At 62.1% G+C, this 19,271-nt stretch carries 16 protein-coding genes; 10 read left to right on the forward strand and 6 right to left on the reverse strand.

The features are described from left to right. Positions 1–86: 86 nt before the first annotated feature. From AC3WKX_RS29875 to AC3WKX_RS29885, 3 genes are all read right to left on the reverse strand, one after another. Entirely contained in the window at positions 87–1,064 is a 978-nt protein-coding gene (locus AC3WKX_RS29875; protein ID WP_102605475.1) for a hypothetical protein, read from the reverse strand. Continuing rightward, positions 1,065–1,955: a KPN_02809 family neutral zinc metallopeptidase gene (ypfJ, locus tag AC3WKX_RS29880; RefSeq protein WP_003215526.1), complete on the reverse strand. Its 891-nt coding sequence runs from the start codon at positions 1,953–1,955 to the stop codon at positions 1,065–1,067. 115 nt (positions 1,956–2,070) lie between these two features. Continuing rightward, positions 2,071–2,487 carry a hypothetical protein gene (locus AC3WKX_RS29885; protein ID WP_003215528.1) on the reverse strand — a complete coding sequence of 139 codons (417 nt, stop codon included), beginning with the start codon at positions 2,485–2,487 and terminating at the stop codon, positions 2,071–2,073. A gap of 186 nt (positions 2,488–2,673) precedes the next feature. Here AC3WKX_RS29885 and AC3WKX_RS29890 point away from each other — a divergent pair, with 186 nt between their 5' ends. Beyond that, positions 2,674–3,552 carry a DMT family transporter gene (locus AC3WKX_RS29890; protein ID WP_003215531.1) on the forward strand — a complete coding sequence of 293 codons (879 nt, stop codon included), beginning with the start codon at positions 2,674–2,676 and terminating at the stop codon, positions 3,550–3,552. A 5-nt stretch (positions 3,553–3,557) separates the two neighbouring features. On the opposite strand, the gene AC3WKX_RS29895 is transcribed toward AC3WKX_RS29890, so the two are convergent. Then, on the reverse strand, positions 3,558–4,892 hold the full coding sequence (locus AC3WKX_RS29895; protein ID WP_102605476.1) for an MFS transporter: 1,335 nt from the start codon (positions 4,890–4,892) through the stop codon (positions 3,558–3,560). Positions 4,893–5,146: 254 nt separating this feature from the next. Between AC3WKX_RS29895 and quiC the strand changes: the two genes are divergently transcribed. Next, positions 5,147–7,045 carry a 3-dehydroshikimate dehydratase QuiC gene (gene quiC, locus AC3WKX_RS29900; RefSeq protein ID WP_102605477.1) on the forward strand — a complete coding sequence of 633 codons (1,899 nt, stop codon included), beginning with the start codon at positions 5,147–5,149 and terminating at the stop codon, positions 7,043–7,045. A 71-nt stretch (positions 7,046–7,116) separates the two neighbouring features. After that, the gene (locus tag AC3WKX_RS29905) at positions 7,117–7,782 is read left to right on the forward strand and encodes a TetR/AcrR family transcriptional regulator (RefSeq protein ID WP_003215538.1); all 666 of its coding nucleotides are present in this window, start codon (positions 7,117–7,119) and stop codon (positions 7,780–7,782) included. 122 nt (positions 7,783–7,904) lie between these two features. Here the strand turns inward: AC3WKX_RS29905 and AC3WKX_RS29910 are convergent, their stop codons facing one another. Then, a complete protein-coding gene (locus AC3WKX_RS29910; protein WP_173883065.1) occupies positions 7,905–8,771 on the reverse strand; it encodes a shikimate dehydrogenase in 867 nt (288 codons plus the stop codon). Further along, on the reverse strand, positions 8,768–9,208 hold the full coding sequence (gene aroQ / locus AC3WKX_RS29915) for a type II 3-dehydroquinate dehydratase (protein WP_102605478.1): 441 nt from the start codon (positions 9,206–9,208) through the stop codon (positions 8,768–8,770). The genes AC3WKX_RS29910 and aroQ overlap by 4 nt, the downstream gene beginning before the upstream one ends. A 205-nt stretch (positions 9,209–9,413) precedes the next feature. Here aroQ and AC3WKX_RS29920 point away from each other — a divergent pair, with 205 nt between their 5' ends. The 7 genes from AC3WKX_RS29920 to AC3WKX_RS29950 all read left to right on the forward strand — a co-directional run bounded on the left by AC3WKX_RS29920 (position 9,414) and on the right by AC3WKX_RS29950 (position 19,174). Next, a complete protein-coding gene (locus AC3WKX_RS29920) occupies positions 9,414–9,935 on the forward strand; it encodes an RNA polymerase sigma factor (protein ID WP_003215543.1) in 522 nt (173 codons plus the stop codon). A 63-nt stretch (positions 9,936–9,998) separates the two neighbouring features. Continuing rightward, on the forward strand, positions 9,999–10,988 hold the full coding sequence (locus AC3WKX_RS29925; protein ID WP_102605479.1) for a FecR family protein: 990 nt from the start codon (positions 9,999–10,001) through the stop codon (positions 10,986–10,988). A gap of 134 nt (positions 10,989–11,122) precedes the next feature. After that, positions 11,123–13,873 carry a TonB-dependent receptor gene (locus tag AC3WKX_RS29930; RefSeq protein ID WP_003215548.1) on the forward strand — a complete coding sequence of 917 codons (2,751 nt, stop codon included), beginning with the start codon at positions 11,123–11,125 and terminating at the stop codon, positions 13,871–13,873. A 108-nt stretch (positions 13,874–13,981) separates the two neighbouring features. Then, the gene (locus tag AC3WKX_RS29935) at positions 13,982–14,602 is read left to right on the forward strand and encodes a heme acquisition protein HasA (RefSeq protein WP_003215551.1); all 621 of its coding nucleotides are present in this window, start codon (positions 13,982–13,984) and stop codon (positions 14,600–14,602) included. A 176-nt stretch (positions 14,603–14,778) separates the two neighbouring features. Then, positions 14,779–16,521, forward strand: a complete 1,743-nt coding sequence (locus AC3WKX_RS29940; RefSeq protein WP_102605480.1) for a type I secretion system permease/ATPase — start codon at positions 14,779–14,781, stop codon at positions 16,519–16,521. Then, entirely contained in the window at positions 16,518–17,849 is a 1,332-nt protein-coding gene (locus tag AC3WKX_RS29945; protein ID WP_102605481.1) for an HlyD family type I secretion periplasmic adaptor subunit, read from the forward strand. The genes AC3WKX_RS29940 and AC3WKX_RS29945 overlap by 4 nt, the downstream gene beginning before the upstream one ends. Then, positions 17,846–19,174 carry a TolC family outer membrane protein gene (locus tag AC3WKX_RS29950; protein ID WP_102605482.1) on the forward strand — a complete coding sequence of 443 codons (1,329 nt, stop codon included), beginning with the start codon at positions 17,846–17,848 and terminating at the stop codon, positions 19,172–19,174. Before AC3WKX_RS29945 ends, AC3WKX_RS29950 begins: the two co-directional genes overlap by 4 nt. Positions 19,175–19,271: the final 97 nt, after the last annotated feature.

Genomic DNA, 19,271 nt, shown 5'->3' on the forward strand with positions numbered 1-19,271 from the left:
GTGTGTCAGTCAATACATAGGCTGACTGATCCACCGCATTCGCGAGCAAGCCCGCTCCCACATTTTTGATCCGGTTTCTTCAGTGGTTATTGGAACAGTACTTTCTGCCCTTCAGGCGACGTAAACATCTTGTCCCCGTCATGCCCAACCCCCGGCACTTCCACCAGCTTGTGGCCCAACTGCGGGTGCCGCTGCTTGAGGTAGTCAAAATAATTGTGCCCGCGAATCAAGCGATACGCGCCCTGGGTTTCAGCACCGCAGCTCTTGTCCAGCGCCGGGTGATTCGGGTCGGTGTCCTGCTGGCCCAGCAAGTAAGTGACATTACGCGAAACGTAAGCCTGCTCCAGCTGCTCGGCACTTTGCCCCTTGGCGTAGGCCGGCAGGTTTTGCATGCCGTACTTCCAGTCGTTGAAGCCCGGGCAACTGGCAACATCGAATTTCACCGGACGCTGTGGGCTGAAGTACGCGTAGGACGACGGGTTGGCCACCACATAACGCAGGCTGATGCCCTCGGTTTGCAGCAGCGGGTGATCATGCCCGGTCAATGCAAAACGCTGCACCACCTGGCCGCCACCGGAATGGCCGGCCACCACGATTTCCTTCAGGTTCGGGAACAGCTTGCGGTTGCCCAGGTGCTTGATGATCTGGTCCAGCGCGCCGTAGGAGCTGATCTGGCCCGGGCCTGTGGACGGCTCGCCGGCCATCCAGTCGTTACTGTTCCAGCGCAGGGTCTGGCTGTCGATCTGGTTGCGCTTGAGGTCGGTCTGGTTGAGGAACTGTGGCGCAATCACCAGGGTATTGGCGTTTTGTCCTGCGGCTTCGGCCGCTTTTTCGCCGCTGTCCAGGTAGGTCATCGCGTTGCGCAAACGGCCATGTACGATGATCAGCGCGCGGGTAACTTGAGGCAGCGGCCGGCGCCAGTCCTGGCTCAAGCCGACGCTCAGGTCGCCGGCATCCAGGTGAAAACGATCGGGACTGACCACCTTGACGCCATGTTCGGCAGCCCAGGTGGAGGAGGAACAGGTGATCAACAAACCTAACAGCAGACCCAGTCGTTTATTCATTTAAAGGCTCTTGGCGGTAAAGGTGTCGCATTGAGTGATCTGGCCCTGGGCGAAGCCGGTCTTGAACCAGCGAACCCGCTGTGCCGAGGTGCCGTGGGTAAACGAGTCAGGCACCACGCGGCCCTGGCCCTGTTGCTGCAAGCGGTCATCGCCAATCGCGTTGGCCGCATTCAGTGCTTCTTCAATGTCGCCGGGCTCCAGCCAGTTCAGGCGCTTTTGCGCGCGGTTGGCCCACACCCCGGCGAAGCAGTCGGCTTGCAGCTCCTGGCGCACCAGCAGGCCGCCGTCGCCTTGCATCTGCCGGCCTTGCTGGCGGGCTGCCTGAATCTTCGCCGAGATGCCCAGCAGCGTCTGCACGTGATGTCCGACTTCATGAGCGATCACGTAGGCCTGGGCGAAGTCGCCGGCGGCCTTGAAGCGCTGGGACATTTCCCGGAAGAAATCCAGGTCCAGGTATACCTGTTGGTCTGCCGGGCAATAGAACGGCCCGCTGGCGGACGTGGCGCCACCGCAGGCGGAGTTCACCCGGCCGCGGAACAGGATCAGTTTGGGGTTCTTGTAGGTCAGGCCGTTTTCCTGGAACACCTGGGCCCAGGTGTCTTCGGTGTCGCCGAGGACGGCGCGCACGAAGTCGGCTTGTTCATCATTGGCCGGCGGCGCCTGGCGGGTTTGCGGGCTGACGGAGGGCGCTTGCTCGGTGAGCTGGCCGCTGAGTTGCCCGAGGATCTGCATCGGGTCCTGGCCGGTCAGCCAGCCGATGCCGACGATCAGCACGATGGCCGTCAGGCTCAGGCCCTTGCCGCCCCCAAAACGCATGCCACCGCCACCGCCGCCGCTGTCATCGCGGGCGTCTACCACGTTGTCGCTGCGTCGGCCTTTTTTCCATAGCATGTGGCAATCCTCTTTGTGAACCTGCAGCTCAGTGTTGTTGGTGTGTAGGGTTGGCGCCAGTCCGGCTGTCTGACGATGCTAAACGCTGCGTCGTCCGATCTGTATGAAGCTTGTGTCAGTCGCGGCAATACCCTTCGCCGGTGTCGACGATCAGGCAGTCCTTCTTGTCGGCCAGCCATTTCAGGCCAGTGGCTTCGCCGTCGCCAGCGCTCAGGATCTGCGGGCCGTCCGGGCGTTCAAAGGTGATGCCGTCTTCGGATGCCTGGCCCTTGAAGGTGCCGGAATCGTCGTCATCCAGGCCGTATTTCATGGTCAGTACATAGTGGCCGCGGCCGATGCTGTCGTCCTTGGCGATGGTCAGGTTCAGGCCTTCGACGCCAATCCACTTGCCGACCCATTTGTCGGTGGGCAGCACTTGCGGTACCAACGTTGCCTGGACAGACGGCGGGGCGGGCGTCTTGGCGGTCTCGGCTTGCTTGTCGCAGGCGCTGAGCAGCGTCAGGGTCGAAAGAATCAACAGGGTTTTTTTCATGGTGAGAAAGCCTTGGTTAAAAAACGCGCAGTGGGCGGGGCGGCGTGAAGCGTTGGACTGGAAAACCGCAATTTAGTGCGCTGTTCGAACAGTGTTTGGTTATGCTCTTGAGCGAGGCGCTTTACCCGTTCTAGATTATGCCGCGGTATGCGGCGGTCATTTCAGCCTGCCACTCAAGAGAATGCAATGACCCTCAGTACCCCACTTTCCGGCGTCAACCACCCGCTCAAAGGCATTTTGCTGATTGTGGTGGCGACCTTTCTGTTTTCCAGCCACGACGCGCTGTCCAAATACCTGGCCGGGTTCTACCCGATCGTGATGGTGGTGTGGGCCCGCTACCTGGTGCACACGCTGTTGATGGCCGGGATCTTCCTGCCGCAATCGGGCCTGCGGGTACTGCGCAGCAAACGCCCTTTACTGCAAGTGGCGCGGGCCTTGTGCCTGCTGGGCACCAGCCTGTTCTTTACGGCGGCGCTGCACTTTATCCCGTTGGCCGAGGCCACGGCGGTCAACTTTCTTGCGCCGATCCTGGTCACCGCGTTGTCGGTGCCGCTGTTAGGCGAACACGTGACCCGCGGCCAATGGCTGGCGGTGATTTGCGGGTTTATCGGGGTGCTGATCATTGTGCACCCGGGCGGTGAGCTGTTCACCCCCGCGGTGTTGTTGCCGCTGACGTCGGCGTTGTTCTTCTGCTTCTACCAACTGCTCACCCGCATCCTCAGCAAGTACGACACCCCCACCACCAGCAACTTCTTCGCCGGGTTGTGCAATACCTTGGTGATGAGCGCCTTGGTGCCGTTCTTCTGGCAGGTGCCGAGCCTGTGGCACGGGGTGCTGATGCTGGCGCTGGGCACTTGCGGGATGACCGCACACTTGATGCTGACCCAGGCCTTCCGCTTCGCAGCGCCAGCCCTGCTGGCGCCGTTCGGCTATTGCCAGATCGTGTTTGCGGGGTTGTTGGGCTGGCTGGTGTTCAACCACACCCCGGACCTGACCACCGTGGTCGGGATCGGGGTGATTTGCCTGAGCGGGTTGGCCGCTGCCTGGCAGCAGCGGCGCAGGTAGGAAACTCAGACCTCGACGGTCGGAATCTTGCGCGGCGCCATGAAGTACATCCAGATCAGCGCGATGAAGTACATCGCCGGAATCAGGGTGAACAGCACGGTGTAGTTGTTGTTGGTCACGGTCAGGATATGGCCGACGATTTGGGTCATGAACATCCCGCCGATGGCCGCGCACATGCCGCCAAAACCAAACACCGTACTCATCATGTGCTTGGGCGTGTAGTCCATCACCAGGCTCCAGATGTTGGCGGTCCAGGCCTGGTGCGCGCCGATGGCCAGGGAAATCGCAAACACCGCGACCCACAGGTGGCTGGAGCCGGCGGCCATGATCACTCCGACGATGCAGCAGGCAAACAGCAACATCGACAGTAGCCGCGCCTTGATCGGGTTCATCCCGCGTCCGATCAGGAACGAAGACAGAATCCCACCGCCGATGCTGCCGAAGTCCGCCGTCAGGTAAATGATGATCAGCGGAATGCCCATCTGGGTCACGTTGATGCCCAGGTTGTATTGCTGATTCAGGAACGGCGGCAGCCAATACAGGTAGAACCAGAACACCGGTGCGGTCATCGAGTAGGCGAGGGCGAAGGCCCAGGTGCCGCGCATCCGCAGGATCCGGCTGAACGGTACGCGGGGTTGTTCCGGTTCGACTTCCTGTTGCACGTAGTCCAGTTCCGATTGCTTCACGCTTGGATGGTCTTCCGGGTTGTAGTACTTCAAGCCCCAGAGCACCAGCCAGATCCCGCCCAGTGCCGACATGCACAGGAACGCCGCCTGCCAGCCCCACACGTGGAGGATCAGCGGCAGCAGCATCGGCGTCATCATCGCGCCGACGTTGGTTCCGGCGTTGAAGATCCCGGTGGCCACGGCACGCTCGCCAGCGGGGAACCACAGGCGGGTGGTCTTGACGCAGGCCGGGTAGTTGGCGGCTTCGGTCAGCCCGAGAATGAACCGGCAGACCATAAAACCCACCGCCGAGGTGGCCAGGCCATGGGCGCCGGTGGCCAGGCTCCACAGCAACACCGCGCAGAAGAACACGCGCTTGACGCCGACCCGGTCGATCAACCGGCCTTGCAGCACAAAGCCGATGGCGTAACCCACCTGGAACCAGAAGTTGATGTTGGCGTAGTCCATCGCCGTCCAGCTCATTTCCTTGGCCAGGATCGGTTGCATCACGCCGAGGGCGGCGCGGTCGATGTAGTTCAGGGTGGTGGCGAAAAACACCAGGGCCAGCATGCCCCAGCGGGTTTTACCGACAGCCATGGCGCCACGGATTTTGTCACCGATGCCGCTATGGTGATTGCTGTGGCCCACGGCCACGGCGGGATTTTGCGAAGGCATGAGGAAGTACCCGGTTTTTTGAAATTTTTATGGTGTGTTCAGGGTCTTGGTTAACCGAGGCCGCTCAATGGAAGCGGGGCTCAATGTGCTGTCGATGGTGCGCAGCGGCTAAAAAATCGTCAATTCGCCGATTGCCATTCTGTTCGATAATCGCCCATAAAACTAACCGGTTCGTACATTTCAATTGCTGTGATGAACCTGGCGGCCAATAATTTGCCGTAAACAAGACATGCCTCAATGCCGGGAGTCGCCCCATGCAACGCTCCATCGCCACCGTTTCCTTGAGCGGAACCTTGCCGGAAAAACTCGAAGCCATCGCGGCTGCCGGGTTTGATGGCGTGGAAATCTTCGAAAACGATCTGCTGTATTACGACGGCAGTCCGCGTGAAGTTAAGCAAATGTGCGCCGACCTCGGCATTGCCATCACCTTGTTCCAGCCGTTTCGGGACTTTGAGGGCTGCCGCCGCGACCGCCTGACACGCAACCTGGAGCGGGCCGAGCGCAAGTTCGACTTGATGCAGGAGCTGGGCACCGACCTGGTGTTGGTGTGCAGTAACGCGTCAGCCGATTCCGTGGGCGATGAAAGCATTCTGCTGGATGACCTGAGCCTGCTGGCCGAACACGCTGGCCGCCGGGGCTTGCGCATCGGCTATGAAGCGCTGGCCTGGGGCCGGCACGTCAACACCTGGCAGCAGGTGTGGAACCTGGTGCGCAAGATCGATCATCCGAGCCTGGGCGTGTTGCTCGACAGCTTCCACACCCTGTCTCTCAAGGGCGACCCGAGTGCGATTGCCGAGATTCCCGGCGACAAGATTTTCTTTGTGCAGATGGCCGATGCACCGATCCTCGCCATGGATGTACTGGAATGGAGCCGGCATTTCCGCTGCTTCCCAGGCCAGGGCGAGTTCGACCTGGCGGGCTTTCTCGCCCCGATCATCAAGAGCGGCTACACCGGGCCGTTGTCCCTGGAAATCTTCAACGACGGCTTCCGCGCCGCGCCGACCCGGGCGAATGCCGCCGACGGCCTGCGCTCGCTGCTGTACCTCGAAGAGAAAACCCGCCAGCGATTGGAGCAAGAAGCGACGCAGGTCCCCGAGATCCTGTTTGAAACCCCGGCCGCCAGCGAATACGACGGCATTGAATTCCTGGAATTTGCCGTGGATGAAAACCTCGGCGCCAAGCTCACTTCATGGCTGGAGCGCCTGGGCTTCGTCAAGGCCGGGCAGCATCGATCCAAGAGCGTCAGCCTGTTGCGCCAGGGCGATATCAACCTGATCCTCAATTGCGAACCCTATTCCTTCGCCCATAACTTCTTCGAGGCCCACGGCCCGTCGTTGTGCGCCACGGCGATCCGCGTCAAGGACAGCGCCAAGGCCCTGGAGCGGGCGGTGGCCTACAAGGGCCAGCCGTATCGTGGGCTGGTCGGCCCCAACGAGCTGGAGCTGGCAGCGGTGCGCGCACCGGATGGCAGCCTGATCTACCTGGTGGACCAGCACGAAGGCGGCCTCTACGACACCGACTTCAACCTGCAACCGGCGAACGCCGCCAGCGGCGGCCTGCTGCGCATCGACCACATGGCCATGGCCTTGCCCGCCGACAGCCTCGACAGTTGGGTGTTGTTCTACAAAAGCTTGCTGGATTTCGAAGCCGACGACGAAGTGGTGCTGCCGGACCCCTATGGCCTGGTGAAAAGCCGGGCACTGCGCAGCCGTTGCAGCTCGATTCGCCTGCCGCTGAATATTTCCGAGAACCGCAACACCGCGATTTCCCACGCGCTGTCGAGCTATCGCGGCTCGGGCGTGCACCACATTGCCTTCGACTGCGCGGACATTTTCGCCGAGGTCAGCCGGGCCAAGGACGCCGGTGTGCCGCTGCTGGATATCCCGCTGAACTACTACGATGACCTGGCGGCGCGGTTTGATTTCGACGACGAGTTCCTCAGCCAGCTCGCGTATTACAACGTGCTGTACGACCGCGATGCCCAGGGCGGTGAACTGTTTCACGTTTATACCGAACCGTTCGAGGGCCGGTTTTTCTTCGAGATCATCCAGCGCAAGAACGGTTACGCCGGCTACGGTGCGGCCAACGTGGCGGTGCGCCTGGCGGCCATGGCCAAGTCCCGCAGCGGTGCGGTGCGCCAGGCCAGGTTGTAAGGTGCCGGCGCTTCCTTCGGCGTGCGGCGCGGCCCATAATCAGCGCCTGCACCTAAGGCCGTGAGCGCACCATGACCCTGACCTCCGAGCTTCCCGCCGCGGCCACCGCACCGCGCAAGAGCCGCAAGAACAACCCGGAAAAGACCCGCGAGAACATTCTCCAGGAAGCCATCGTCGAGTTTGTCACCCAGGGCCTTTCCGGCGCCCGGGTGGACGCGATCGCGGAGCGTATCCAGACCTCCAAGCGCATGATCTATTACTACTTCGGCAGCAAGGAGCAGCTCTACGTCGAGGTGCTGGAGAAACTCTACGGCGACATTCGCAACACCGAGACACGGATGAACCTGACGGCCCTGGAGCCCCGGGAAGCGATCCGCCGGCTGGTGGAATTCACCTTTGATCACCACGATCAGAACGTGGATTTTGTGCGCATCGTGAGCATCGAGAACATCCACAACGCCGAGTATGTAAAGCAGTCGACGTCGATCAAGGCGATGAACAGCAACATCCTCGAAGCCCTTGGCACCACGTTGCGCCGGGGCGCCGAGTTGGGGTTGTTCCGGGAAGGGCTGGAGCCGCTGGACGTGCACCTGCTGATCAACTCGTTCAGTTTTTACCGGGTGTCGAACCGCCACACCTTCAGCGAGATTTTTCAGATCGAGTTGTCGGATGAGGCGGTCAAGCAGCGGCATCGGGCGATGATCTGCGAGTCGGTGTTGCGCTACCTGCAGGCTTGAGTTCAACACCGAGCAAAATGTGGGAGCGGGCTTGCTCGCGAATGCGGTGGGTCAGTAAAACATCCGGTGGCTGACACTCCGCATTCGCGAGCAAGCCCGCTCCCACATTTCTGATCCGGTTTCTACAGTTGGGTGGTCATGCTCTGGAAGTGCGCGAGCATTCTCTCTGCATCCGCCACTTCGCCAGTGAACAACTCAAACGCCTTCACCGCCTGAAACACCGCCATGTTGCCGCCATCCAGGGTGCGGCAACCCAGGGCGCGGGCGTTGCGCAGCAGTTCGGTTTCCAGTGGGAAGTACACGATCTCCGCTACCCACAAGTCGGCGCGCAAGGTGCCCAACGGCACGGGCATGCCCGGCAGCTTGGCCATGCCCATCGGCGTGGTATTCACCAGGCCATCGGCCTCGGCCATGGCGCTTTCCAGGTCATTGCCGGCCTGCGCCCGGCCGGTACCAAAATGCTGGTTGAGGTTGTCCGCCAGGCTGCGGGCACGTTCGGCGTCCATGTCGAAAATACTCAAGCGTTCCACGCCTTCACCCAGCAGCGCATGGGCGACTGCCGCCCCGGCGCCGCCCGCGCCCATCTGCACCACGAACTTGCGAGCCACATCACTCAAGCCCCGGCGAAAGCCTTCGGCAAAGCCCAGGCAGTCGGTGTTGTGGCCGATGCGTTTACCGTCGCAAAGCACCACGGTGTTCACCGCGCCGATGCCCCGTGCTTCGGGTGACAGGTCATCCAGCAACGGCAGGATCGCCTGCTTGCACGGGTAGGTGATGTTCAAGCCGGTGAAGTTCATCTGTTCGGCCGCCATCAACAGGTCGGGCAGGGCGCGGGTATCCACCTGTAGCCGGTCGAGGTCGATCAGGCGATAGAGGTAACGCAGGCCCTGGGCATCGCCTTCATGCTCATGCAGGGCCGGGGTGCGGGAAGCCTGAATGCCGGCGCCGATCAGGCCGGCCAGAATTCGACGTTTGGACACCGCGCTCATCCCTTCAAGGTCTTGCTGAAATGTTCGAGGGCGAGGTGATAACCGTGGCTGCCAAACCCGGCCAGCACCGCCTTGGCAATCGGCGACACGAACGAGTGATGACGGAACGCTTCCCGGGCATGCACGTTGGACAAATGCACTTCGATCACCGGTACTTCAGTGGCCACCAGCGCGTCGCGGATCGCCACCGAAGTGTGGGTCCAGGCTGCCGGGTTGATCACGATGCCGGCGCAGCGGGCGCGGGCGCCGTGGATCCAGTCCAGCAATTCGCCTTCGTGGTTGGTCTGGCGGAATTCGACTTTCAGGCCCAGTTGCTCGGCGCTGCGGCCACACAGGGCAGCAAGGTCGGCCAGGGTTTCATGGCCATAAGTGGCGGGCTCGCGAGTGCCGAGCAGGTTGAGGTTGGGGCCGTTGAGCACCAGCACGATGGGCGGCATAGAGGGTTCTCCACTGTTGTTTTTATGTATGTCGATAAAATGTACTGAATGGTTAATTTGGTCAATCGCGTGGGTGGGAACCGTTCGATTACCGAACGCAGAATGAAAAGCACCGTTGTGTGGATCAGAGTTGATATCAATTGAAAATCATTCTCGACAACGCTTAAGATGCCCGCCTGTTTCCTTAACATTCCAGGGAGTCGGTTTGTCGGACGTGGATCTCAAAGGCCTGTTTCTCAAGCACGCCGATACTCTGCGCGGGTATCTCGCACGCAAGGTACGGGACCCGCAGTTGGCCGCAGACCTGGTGCAGGAGAGTTTCCTGCGCCTGGCGCAAAAGCCGGCCGGCGAGCGCATCGACAACTCCCAGGGCTATCTCTATCGCACGGCCGGCAATCTGCTGATCGACCATATCCGCCAGGAGGCGCGGCGCAAGACCGACTCCGTGCCCCATGAGGCGCTGGCCGAGATTGAAGATGAAATGGCCGGGTTGGAGGCTCAGGCGATGGCGCAGCAACAGCGGCAGGCATTGAAGCAGGCACTGGCGGAATTGCCGGAGCGTACCCGGCAGATTTTCCGTCTCAACCGGATCGAGGGCATGACCCATGCCCAGGTCGCGCGCCACCTGGGAATTTCCGACAGCTCAGTGCAAAAGCACCTGGCCAAGGCGCTGGCGTATGTCATGCAGCGTTTGCAGGAAGGTGAGGCGGGGCCGTCCGACGAATGAATTACCGACAAATCTGGGGTCAGACGTCACAGCGTTATATAACGAAAAATTCGAGATTCACACGTGAATAGCCCGGGTCCGCAACAGCACAGCATTACCGAGGCGGCTGCCGATTGGGCGGTGCGCCTGCACGCCGGCGCCCTGACCGATCAGGAGCAGGCCGAGCTGCGCCAATGGATCGTCAGAGACAGCCGCCATGAAGCGGCGCTGCGTTTTGCCGAGCAGACGTGGGCGGCGCTGGGCGAGGTGCATCGCGATGAGACGGTGCATCGCCAGCGGCCGCCCGCTACCGCTGCGCCGGTGCGCGGCCCTCGTCGGCGCAGGCCGTGGCGCATGGCGGCGAGTGTTGCGCTGTTGCTGGTGGTGGCGGGCGTCGGCTGGGTGCGCGGGCCTGAGGCGCTGCTGCAGATGCAGGCCGATTACTTCACCCAAAAAGGCGAAGTGCGCACCGTGCACCTGGCGGACGGCAGCAGCGTGCAACTGGATTCTGCGAGTGCGATCAAGCTGGATTTTGACGGTGTGCAGCGGCGCATCAGCCTGATCAAAGGCTCGGCGATCTTTGATGTGGCGCCCATGGCCGGTGAGGAAAAAAGGCCGTTCGTGGTGCACAGCGCCAGCGGGCAAACCCGTGCCCTGGGCACGCGGTTTGTGGTCGAGCGTGAGGACGACCGGCAGGCCTGGGTCGGAGTGTTGCAGCACAGTGTGGCCGTCACGCTGCAGGCGCTGCCGCAGAAAGCAACTGTGCTCAAGGAAGGCCAGGCTGCGCGCTACAGCCCGGAGAACGGCGTGGTCGCCCTCGACGACTTCGACCTGGAGCGCGCCACCAGTTGGCGTCGCGGTGTGCTGATCTTCGACCGCTTGCCGCTGGCCAAGGTCATCGAGCAGCTCAACCGCTACCGGCCGGGCAAGGTGGTGCTGACCAATGCCGACCTCGGCACCCGTGAAGTCAGCGGCGTGTTCCGCCTCGATATGCTCGACACGGCCCTCGGCACCCTGACCGAAGAATTACAGGTGCAGCGCTTTGATCTGGCGGGGCTGAGCCTGATCTATTGATGGGGTCGCCGGGCCCCGTTTACGCCCTTTGAAAAAACTTTCAAAAAAACCTTACTGAGTTCCGACGCCTGACACGTCCTGTTAAGTGAGAAGTATTCGCATAAACAAGAATGGTCAGCGAAGGGATAACGTCGATGTCTGCAATCACCAAGGGGCGCAACACCGGTAGCCGGTTGGCCCTTGCCATCCACCTGGGGCTGTTAGCCTCCGCCTGCCAGGTGCAGGCCGCCGAGGCGCCAGTCGGTGAATCACAGCCTGTCACGTTGACGTTTGATATTGCGGCGCAACCCTTGGGCCTTGCCGTACTGACGTTCGCCGACCAGGCCGGGTTGCAAGTGTTGTTCGACAGCGCGCGCCTGCAAGGCCTCACCAGCACCGCGCTCAAGGGCCGTTACAGCGCCCAGGAAGGCCTCGGCCGATTGGTGGGCAGTGCACCGGTGGAATACCGCTTTACCGGGGACCGGCAGGTGACGCTGACTCGCGTCGGCGCCGACCATGACGGTGCGCTGACCGTGGGCACCACCACCATCACCGGCAACACCAACGGCAAGCCAAGCGACTGGGTGTACGACACACCGCGCTCGGTGGCCGTGATCAGTCGCGAGCAGATCGACAAACGCCCACCACGCCATGCCGCCGACATGCTCGAAGAAACCGCCGGCGTGTACACCGCCGTCAACCAGCGTGACCCGGGCCTGTCGGTGAACATCCGCGGCGTGCAGGACTACGGCCGGGTCAACATGAACATCGACGGCATGCGCCAGAACTTCAACGTCAACGGCCACCAGCAGCGCAACGGCACGATGTTGATCGACCCGGAATTCATCTCCAGCATCGAAATCGACAAGGGCAGCCAGTCCGGGCAGGGCGGTGCTGCCGTGTTGGGCGGGATTGCATCCTTCAAGACCCTGGAGGCCAGTGAGTTCCTGGCCGATGGCAAGGACTATGGCGGGCGTCTGCGTGCCGGTAGCGGGATTGGTGAACTGGGTAACGGCACCTATTTCAACGGCAGCGGTGTGTTTGCCTTTGGCGACGAGCGCGGCGACGTGCTGCTGGGGTACAGCGAACGGCATTTTGGCGACTACCGCGCCGGTACCCACAACGACCAGAAACTGGGCACTCATTTGCGCGCTCGCGACTCCCAGCCTGCGGCCTTCGACGATTGGCTGAACAGTGAGGTCGGTGACACCGGCAGCGTGACCCGCTCGCAAATCGTCAAGTTCGGCCTGAACCTGCCCAATGACCAACGGGTGCAACTGAGCTACCTGGAAAGTGACAGCGACAGCAATGACGCCTGGGCCTACACCGCCCCGGATAACCAGAGCGTGTACTACCAGCGCGTCAGCAAGAACAACCTCAATGCCAGGAACGTCGGACTGGATTATCGCTACACGCCGGATAACCCGCTGATCGATTTCAAGGCCAAGGTCTACTACGTCACCACACAGATGGACCGGGACAATGCGCCCAACACCGCGTCGCTGACCTCCGGCAACTATGTGGCGGGCTACACGGATCATTTTCAGACCGATACCTGGGGTGTACAGGGCGACAACACATCGCGGTTCGACTTCGATGCGTTGGGTCATGTGAGTTGGAACTACGGCGTGGAGGTGTATCAAGACAAGTTCAAGCCCAGTACCAACAAGGTCGAGGCCACCAACCTTTCCGGCCTGTTGCCTTACGTTGAAGGCGGGACGCCCGGTGGCAAACGCACCATCGCCAGCCTGTTCAACAACCTGCAGTACGAATATGGCGACTGGCTGACGCTGGATGCGGGCTTGCGGTACGACCGCTATCGGCTGGAAGGGGTCACCGGGATGACGCTGTACCGGCGCGATCGGTTCTACAGCAGCACGGTAGGTGCCAAGCGTGTCGAGGAAGTGTTCGACATTGATAGAGAAGAGGGCCAGTTCTCTCCCACGTTCGGTATCGGCATAAAGCCGGGGCTGGACTGGATGCAACTCTACGCCCGCTGGGGCAAGGGCTGGCGCCCGCCGGCGGTGACGGAAACCTTCATGACCGGGCGTCCTCACGGTGGCAGCTCATCAGAGCGGGTGTTTCCCAACCCGTTCCTGAAACCCGAAGAGTCGCGGGACTGGGAAATGGGCGTGAACGTATTCAAAGAGGGACTGCTGTTCGGTGACGACCGCCTGGGCATGAAGGTGGCTTACTTCGATACCCGGATCGAGAACTTCTCTTTCCTCAATCACAGCGTCAGTTTGCCGGAGACCTCCGTCGGCGGTTTTCTCGGCACGATGGCGTACGTCAATAACACCAACCCCACGCGCTTTCGGGGGGTGGAGTACCAGCTCAACTACGACATGGGGCGGGCGTACGCCAACCTTAGTTACACCCACATGATCGGCAGTAATGAGTTCTGCTCGAAGAACTATTACATGGGCGGGGCGAAGAAGAACGGGCCGTCCACCACACGCTATGAACGCTACACCCGGCCAAACGGCACGATCGGCCTGCGCCCGGTGACCACGTATGAGGTGCTGGACGACGATGTCGCCAACAACAAGGAAAGCTGTGGCCGGATCATGGGCAACGCCACCTATATGCCGGCTGATCGCGGCTCGCTGACCCTGGGCGCGCGCTTCCTGGAAAAGCGACTCGATATGGGCGTCCGCGTGCGCTACAGCTCAGGCAATGGCGAGAACCTCGACTCACAAGGTTATGACTTCATCGACCAGGCGCTATGGCCCCAGTACACCCTCTATGACCTGTACGCCAGCTACTGGATGACCGACCAATTGAACATCGCCCTGGCGCTGGAAAACGCCACCGATGAGGCCTACTTCGTTGCGATGGGGGACGCCAATAACCTGAGCCTGGCGCGCGGGCGAACGTTGAGCGGGATGCTCGAATACAAGTTCTGATCAAGGTGCCACGGCACTTTATCAACCAACGGTTTTGCCCAAGGGTGGGCAAAAAGTGCGCTGTATGAGCGTGCTGATCAATCGTGTTGTTTATAACGAGGTTAAGTGATGACTATTTCTGTTAGTTACGAAGCTGCGCTCGGTGCTTACTCCGTCTCGGACTACCTGACCGACTGGGCACTGGGGTTCAACACTGCGGGTCACGGCAGCAGCAACACCGGCGGCTTCAGCAACGGCTCCCTGAGCGGCGACCAGTATTCGACCCACGGCGCCAACAATTCCGACTACGCCTTCATTGCCGACAGCAACACCAGCAACGGCCTGCACTACGTATTCAACCCGGCGCTGCCAGCCAGCCACAACGAAAACCACTACCTGTGGGGCAACCTGGATAACGTTCAACTGGGCACCGGCCTGGGCGGCGGCAATGGCAGCGACTTCACCCTCGATGCGTTCAAAGTTGCTTTCAACGGCCTCGACTTGAGCGCGGCACAAGGTGCAGGCCGCGTCGGCAACGACGTTCAGAACGTGATCTACAGCCTGATGCAAGGCAACACCTCGGCACTGGAAACCGTGCTCAACAACCTGCTGGACGACTTCGGCCTGTCCACCGCCAACACCTTCGACGAGATCTCGGCCGGCCTGGCAGCACACGCTACGGCAACCACCACCGACGTCGCCCTGGTAGGCGTGCAGGACGTTGCACAGGACTGGGCACTCGCTGCCTGATGTTGCTGCGCAATGAAAAAAGCGAATGGAAGATCACTCTCCCATTCGCTGCGTAAACCCCGTCGTCGCCGTGAGTTTCGAAGGCCAGGGCGACGGCGGTGACAAATTCTGCGCAGCGGCGCGCGGCGTGTCAAACGCGGGCGGCGCTTCCCGATTTCCCCCATGAGACTCCCTCGATGCGCCATGCCGGCAACGAAACCCTGGCCGCTCTCACGGCCTATAAAAGTGGCTTCCTCAACATTGGCCTGTTTTCGGCAGTGATCAACCTGTTGATGCTGGCCCCGGCGCTGTACATGTTGCAGGTCTACGACCGGGTGCTGGCCTCCGGCAACTCGATGACCCTGTTGATGCTGACGCTGATGATCCTTGGCTTGTTCGGCTTGATGGGCGCGCTGGAGTGGGTGCGCAGCCAGGTGGTGATCCGTCTTGGCACACAGATGGACATGCGCCTGAACCAGCGGGTGTACGACGCCGCGTTCGAGGCGCAACTCAAGGGCGGTACCCAGCCGGCCGGGCAGGCGTTGAGCGACCTGACGACCTTGCGCCAGTTCGCCACCGGCCAGGCGCTGTTCGCATTTTTTGATGCGCCGTGGTTTCCGGTGTACTTGCTGGTGATCTTCCTGTTCCACCCCTGGCTCGGCGTCCTGGCGCTGGCCGGTGCGCTGATGCTGATGGCGCTGGCGTGGGCCAACCAGCACATCTGCCAGGCACCGTTGACTCAGGCCAATCAGCTGTCGATCAGCGCCAGCCAGCAGGCCACGGCCAACCTGCGCAATGCCGAAGCCATCGAAGCCATGGGCATGCTGGCAACCCTGCGTGCGCGCTGGTTTGCCCAGCACCAGGCATTTCTGGCGGCGCAGAACCTGGCCAGTGAAAAGACCGCTGCCATCAGTGCCTGGTCCAAGGGCGTACGCCTGGCGTTGCAGTCATTGGTCCTCGGTCTGGGTGCATTGCTGGCGGTGCAGGGGGCGATTACGCCGGGCATGATGATCGCCGGCTCGATCCTGATGGGGCGGGTACTGAGCCCTATCGACCAACTGATCGGCGTGTGGAAACAGTGGAGTTCGGCGCGCCTGGCCTATGACCGTTTGACCCTGATGCTGGCGGCCAACCCGGCGCGCACCGAGCGCATGAGCTTGCCGGCGCCCAGCGGCCAGTTGACGGTCGAGCAGGTAAGCGCGTGTGCGCCTGGCAGTCGTCGGCCTGCATTGGCCAACCTCGGGTTCAGCCTGCCTGCCGGTGACGTGCTGGGCGTGATCGGGCCTTCCGGTTGCGGCAAGTCGACCCTGGCGCGGTTGCTGGTGGGGGCCTGGGCGCCCTTGGCCGGCAAGGTGCGGCTGGACGGCGCGGACCTGGCGCAATGGGACAAGCAGCAACTCGGCCCGCACATTGGGTATCTGCCCCAGGACATCCAGCTGTTCGCCGGCAGCATTGCCGACAACATCGCGCGTTTCGACACCGTGGATTCGGACAAGGTGCTCGCTGCCGCGCAAATGGCCGGCGTGCATCAACTGATCCTGCAGTTGCCCCAAGGCTACGACACCCAACTGGGGGAGGGCGGTGCCGGGTTGTCCGGCGGGCAGAAGCAACGTGTCGCGCTGGCGCGAGCGCTGTACGGCGTGCCTGCGCTGATCGTACTGGATGAGCCCAATTCCAATCTCGATGAGGCCGGCGAGCAGGCCTTGCTCCATGCCATCACCTTGCTCAAGGCGCAGCGTCGCACGCTGGTGCTGATCACCCACAAGACCCCTGTGCTGGCGTTGACGGACCAATTACTGATCCTGCGGGACGGCCAGTTGCAGGCGTTCGGGCCCACGGCGCGGGTGCTGGAGGCCACGCAGAAACCGGCGGCCGCGCCGCCCAAACCGGTGTCGGCGATGAGCATGAGCTACCGCCTCGGTGAAGGAAAAAAAGCATGAGCCGACCTGTGCTTGTGACGGACAACAGCGTGCCGCCGGTGAACAACGTGCTGGCGCTGGACGATAAAAAATACGCGCGCCTGGGCTGGTTGCTGGTGCTCGGCGGGTTTGCCGGGTTCCTGGGCTGGGCCACGCTGGCACCGTTGGACAAGGGCGTGGCGGTGTCCGGCAAGGTCATGGTGTCGGGGCACCGCAAGACGGTGCAGCACCCCGCGGGCGGGATCGTCGAGCGGATCGAGGTGCGCGATGGCGAGGTGGTAAGCGCCGGCCAGGTATTGATCCGCCTGAAGGAAACCCCGTTGCGCGGGCAGATGCAGTCTTTGCGCAGCCAGTTCATTGCGTCCCGGGCCAGCGAAGCGCGCTTGAGTGCCGAGAGCGAAGGCTTGTCGGCCATCGTCTTCGGCCCCGAACTGCTGAACGAGCCTGAGGCCGCCGCCACCTTGAGCCTGCAACGGCAACTGTTCAGCAGTCGCGCCCAGGCCCTGGCCACGGAGCAGCAAGGCCTGCGGGAAACCATCGCCGGGGCCGAGGCACAATTGCGCGGCACCCGGGAATCCCAGGCCAGCAAAGTGCTGCAACGCACCGCGATGAATGAACAACTGCAAGGCCTGCGCGAGCTGGCGCGGGACGGCTACATTCCGCGCAATCGGCTGCTGGAAAATGAACGGCTGTATGCCCAGCTCGACGGTGCGATTGCCGAGGATTTCGGCCGCATCGGCCAGTTGCAACGGCAAGTCCTTGAACTGCGCCTGCGCATCCGCCAGCTCGGCGAAGACTTCCAGAAAGACCTGCGCGGCCAACTGGCCGAAACCCGCACCCGCAGCGACGACTTGCGCAACCGGTTGGCCTCGGCCGAATTCGAACTGGCCAACAGCCTGGTGCGCGCGCCGGCGGCTGGCGTGGTGGTGGGGCTGGAGGTGTACACCGAAGGCGGCGTGATCAAGCCCGGCCAGGCGCTGATGGACATCGTGCCCCAGGGCGAACCACTGCTGGTGGAAGCGCGGGTGCCGGTGCAGATGGTCGACAAGGTGCACCCGGGCTTGCCGGTGGAGTTGCTGTTCTCGGCGTTCAACCAGAGCACCACCCCACGCATTGCCGGTGAAGTGACGCTGGTGTCGGCCGACCGCCAGGTCGACGAGCGCACCGATGAGCCGTATTACACCTTGCGCGCCCAGGTCAGTGCAGCTGGCATGCGCCAGCTCGACGGCTTGCAGATTCGCCCGGGCATGCCGGTGGAAGCGTTCGTCAAAACCGGTGAGCGCTCGATGCTCAACTACCTGTTCAAACCCTTGCTGGATCGGACTCACATGGCGTTGGTGGAAGAATGAAGGCGCTGTTATTCGGTCTGTGTTGTGCCTGCAGTGGATCGGTTCAGGCGCTGGGATTGCTCGACGCCTATGACTTGGCCCTGCGCAACGACCCGACGTTTCAGGCGGCAATCCAGGAGCGCGAGGCCGGCGAGGAAAACCGCATCATCGGCCGCGCCGGGCTGTTGCCGAACCTGTCCTGGAGCTACAACAACTCGCGCAATGAATCCGAAGTCACCCAGTCGACGGCGGTGGGCAACGTCACCAGCGACCGCGATTACCGCAGCTATGCCTCGACCCTGACCCTGCAACAACCGCTGCTCGATTACGAAGCCTATGCGCGCTATCGCCAGGGTGCAGCGCAGGCGCTGTTTGCCGATGAACGCTTTCGCAGCAAGAGCCAGGAACTGGCCGTGCGGGTGTTGAGCGCCTACAGCCAGGCATTGCTGGCCCAGGAGCGGATCGAGCTGAGCCGCGCCCAGAAACGCGCGTATGCCGAGCGCCTGCAACTCAATGAACGGCTGCTCAAGGGCGGCGAGGGCACCCGCACCGATGTGCTGGAAACCCAGGCACGCCTGAGCCTGGCCCAGGCCGAAGAGATCGAATCCCTGGACACCCAGGACGCAGCCTTGCGCGAGCTGGAAGCGATTGTGGGCCAGCCGTTGCAGATAGACGAGTTGGCGCCGCTGACTCGCCAGTTCGAGATCCCGCCGCTGGAGCCCAACCGTTTCGAGACCTGGCGGGAAATAGCGATGGCCAACAACCCGGAGCTCAAATCCCAGCACCACGCGCTGGACGTCGCCGAATACGAAGTGGAGCGCAAGCGCGCCGGGCACATGCCCAAGGTCAGCCTGTATGCGAGCAGCCGCCAGACCAGCTCGGATTCGGAAAGCAGCTACAACCAGAAGTACGACACCAACAGCGTCGGCATCCAGGTCAGCCTGCCGCTGTTCGCCGGTGGCTCGGTGTCGGCGTCAACCCGTCAGGCCGCCAATCAACTGTCCCAGGCCCAATATGAACTGGACGCGCAGACCGCCAGGACGCTGATCGAACTGCGCAAGCAATTCAACCTCAACACCAGCGGCGCGGCCAAAGTGCGGGCGTATGAAATGGCGGTCAGCTCGGCCACCGCCCTGGTGACGGCGACGAAGAAAAGCGTGACCGGTGGCGAGCGCGTCAACCTCGATGTGCTGGATGCCGAGCAGCAACTGTTCACGGCACGCCGCGACCTGGCGGATGCGCGGCATGCGTATCTGCTGGCGCGGATACAACTGAAGTATTTTGCAGGGTTGCTCAACGAGCAGGATCTGCGGGCGTTGGCGGGATATTTCCAGCCATCGGCATGATGGCTATATCGGCTAACACACCGATCCACTGTGGGAGCTGTCGAGCCTTGGCGAGGCTGCGATGGCGGCGGGGCTGATGACATTTTTCTGTCTGACC

This window comes from Pseudomonas sp. GP01-A4 (genome assembly GCF_058780865.1).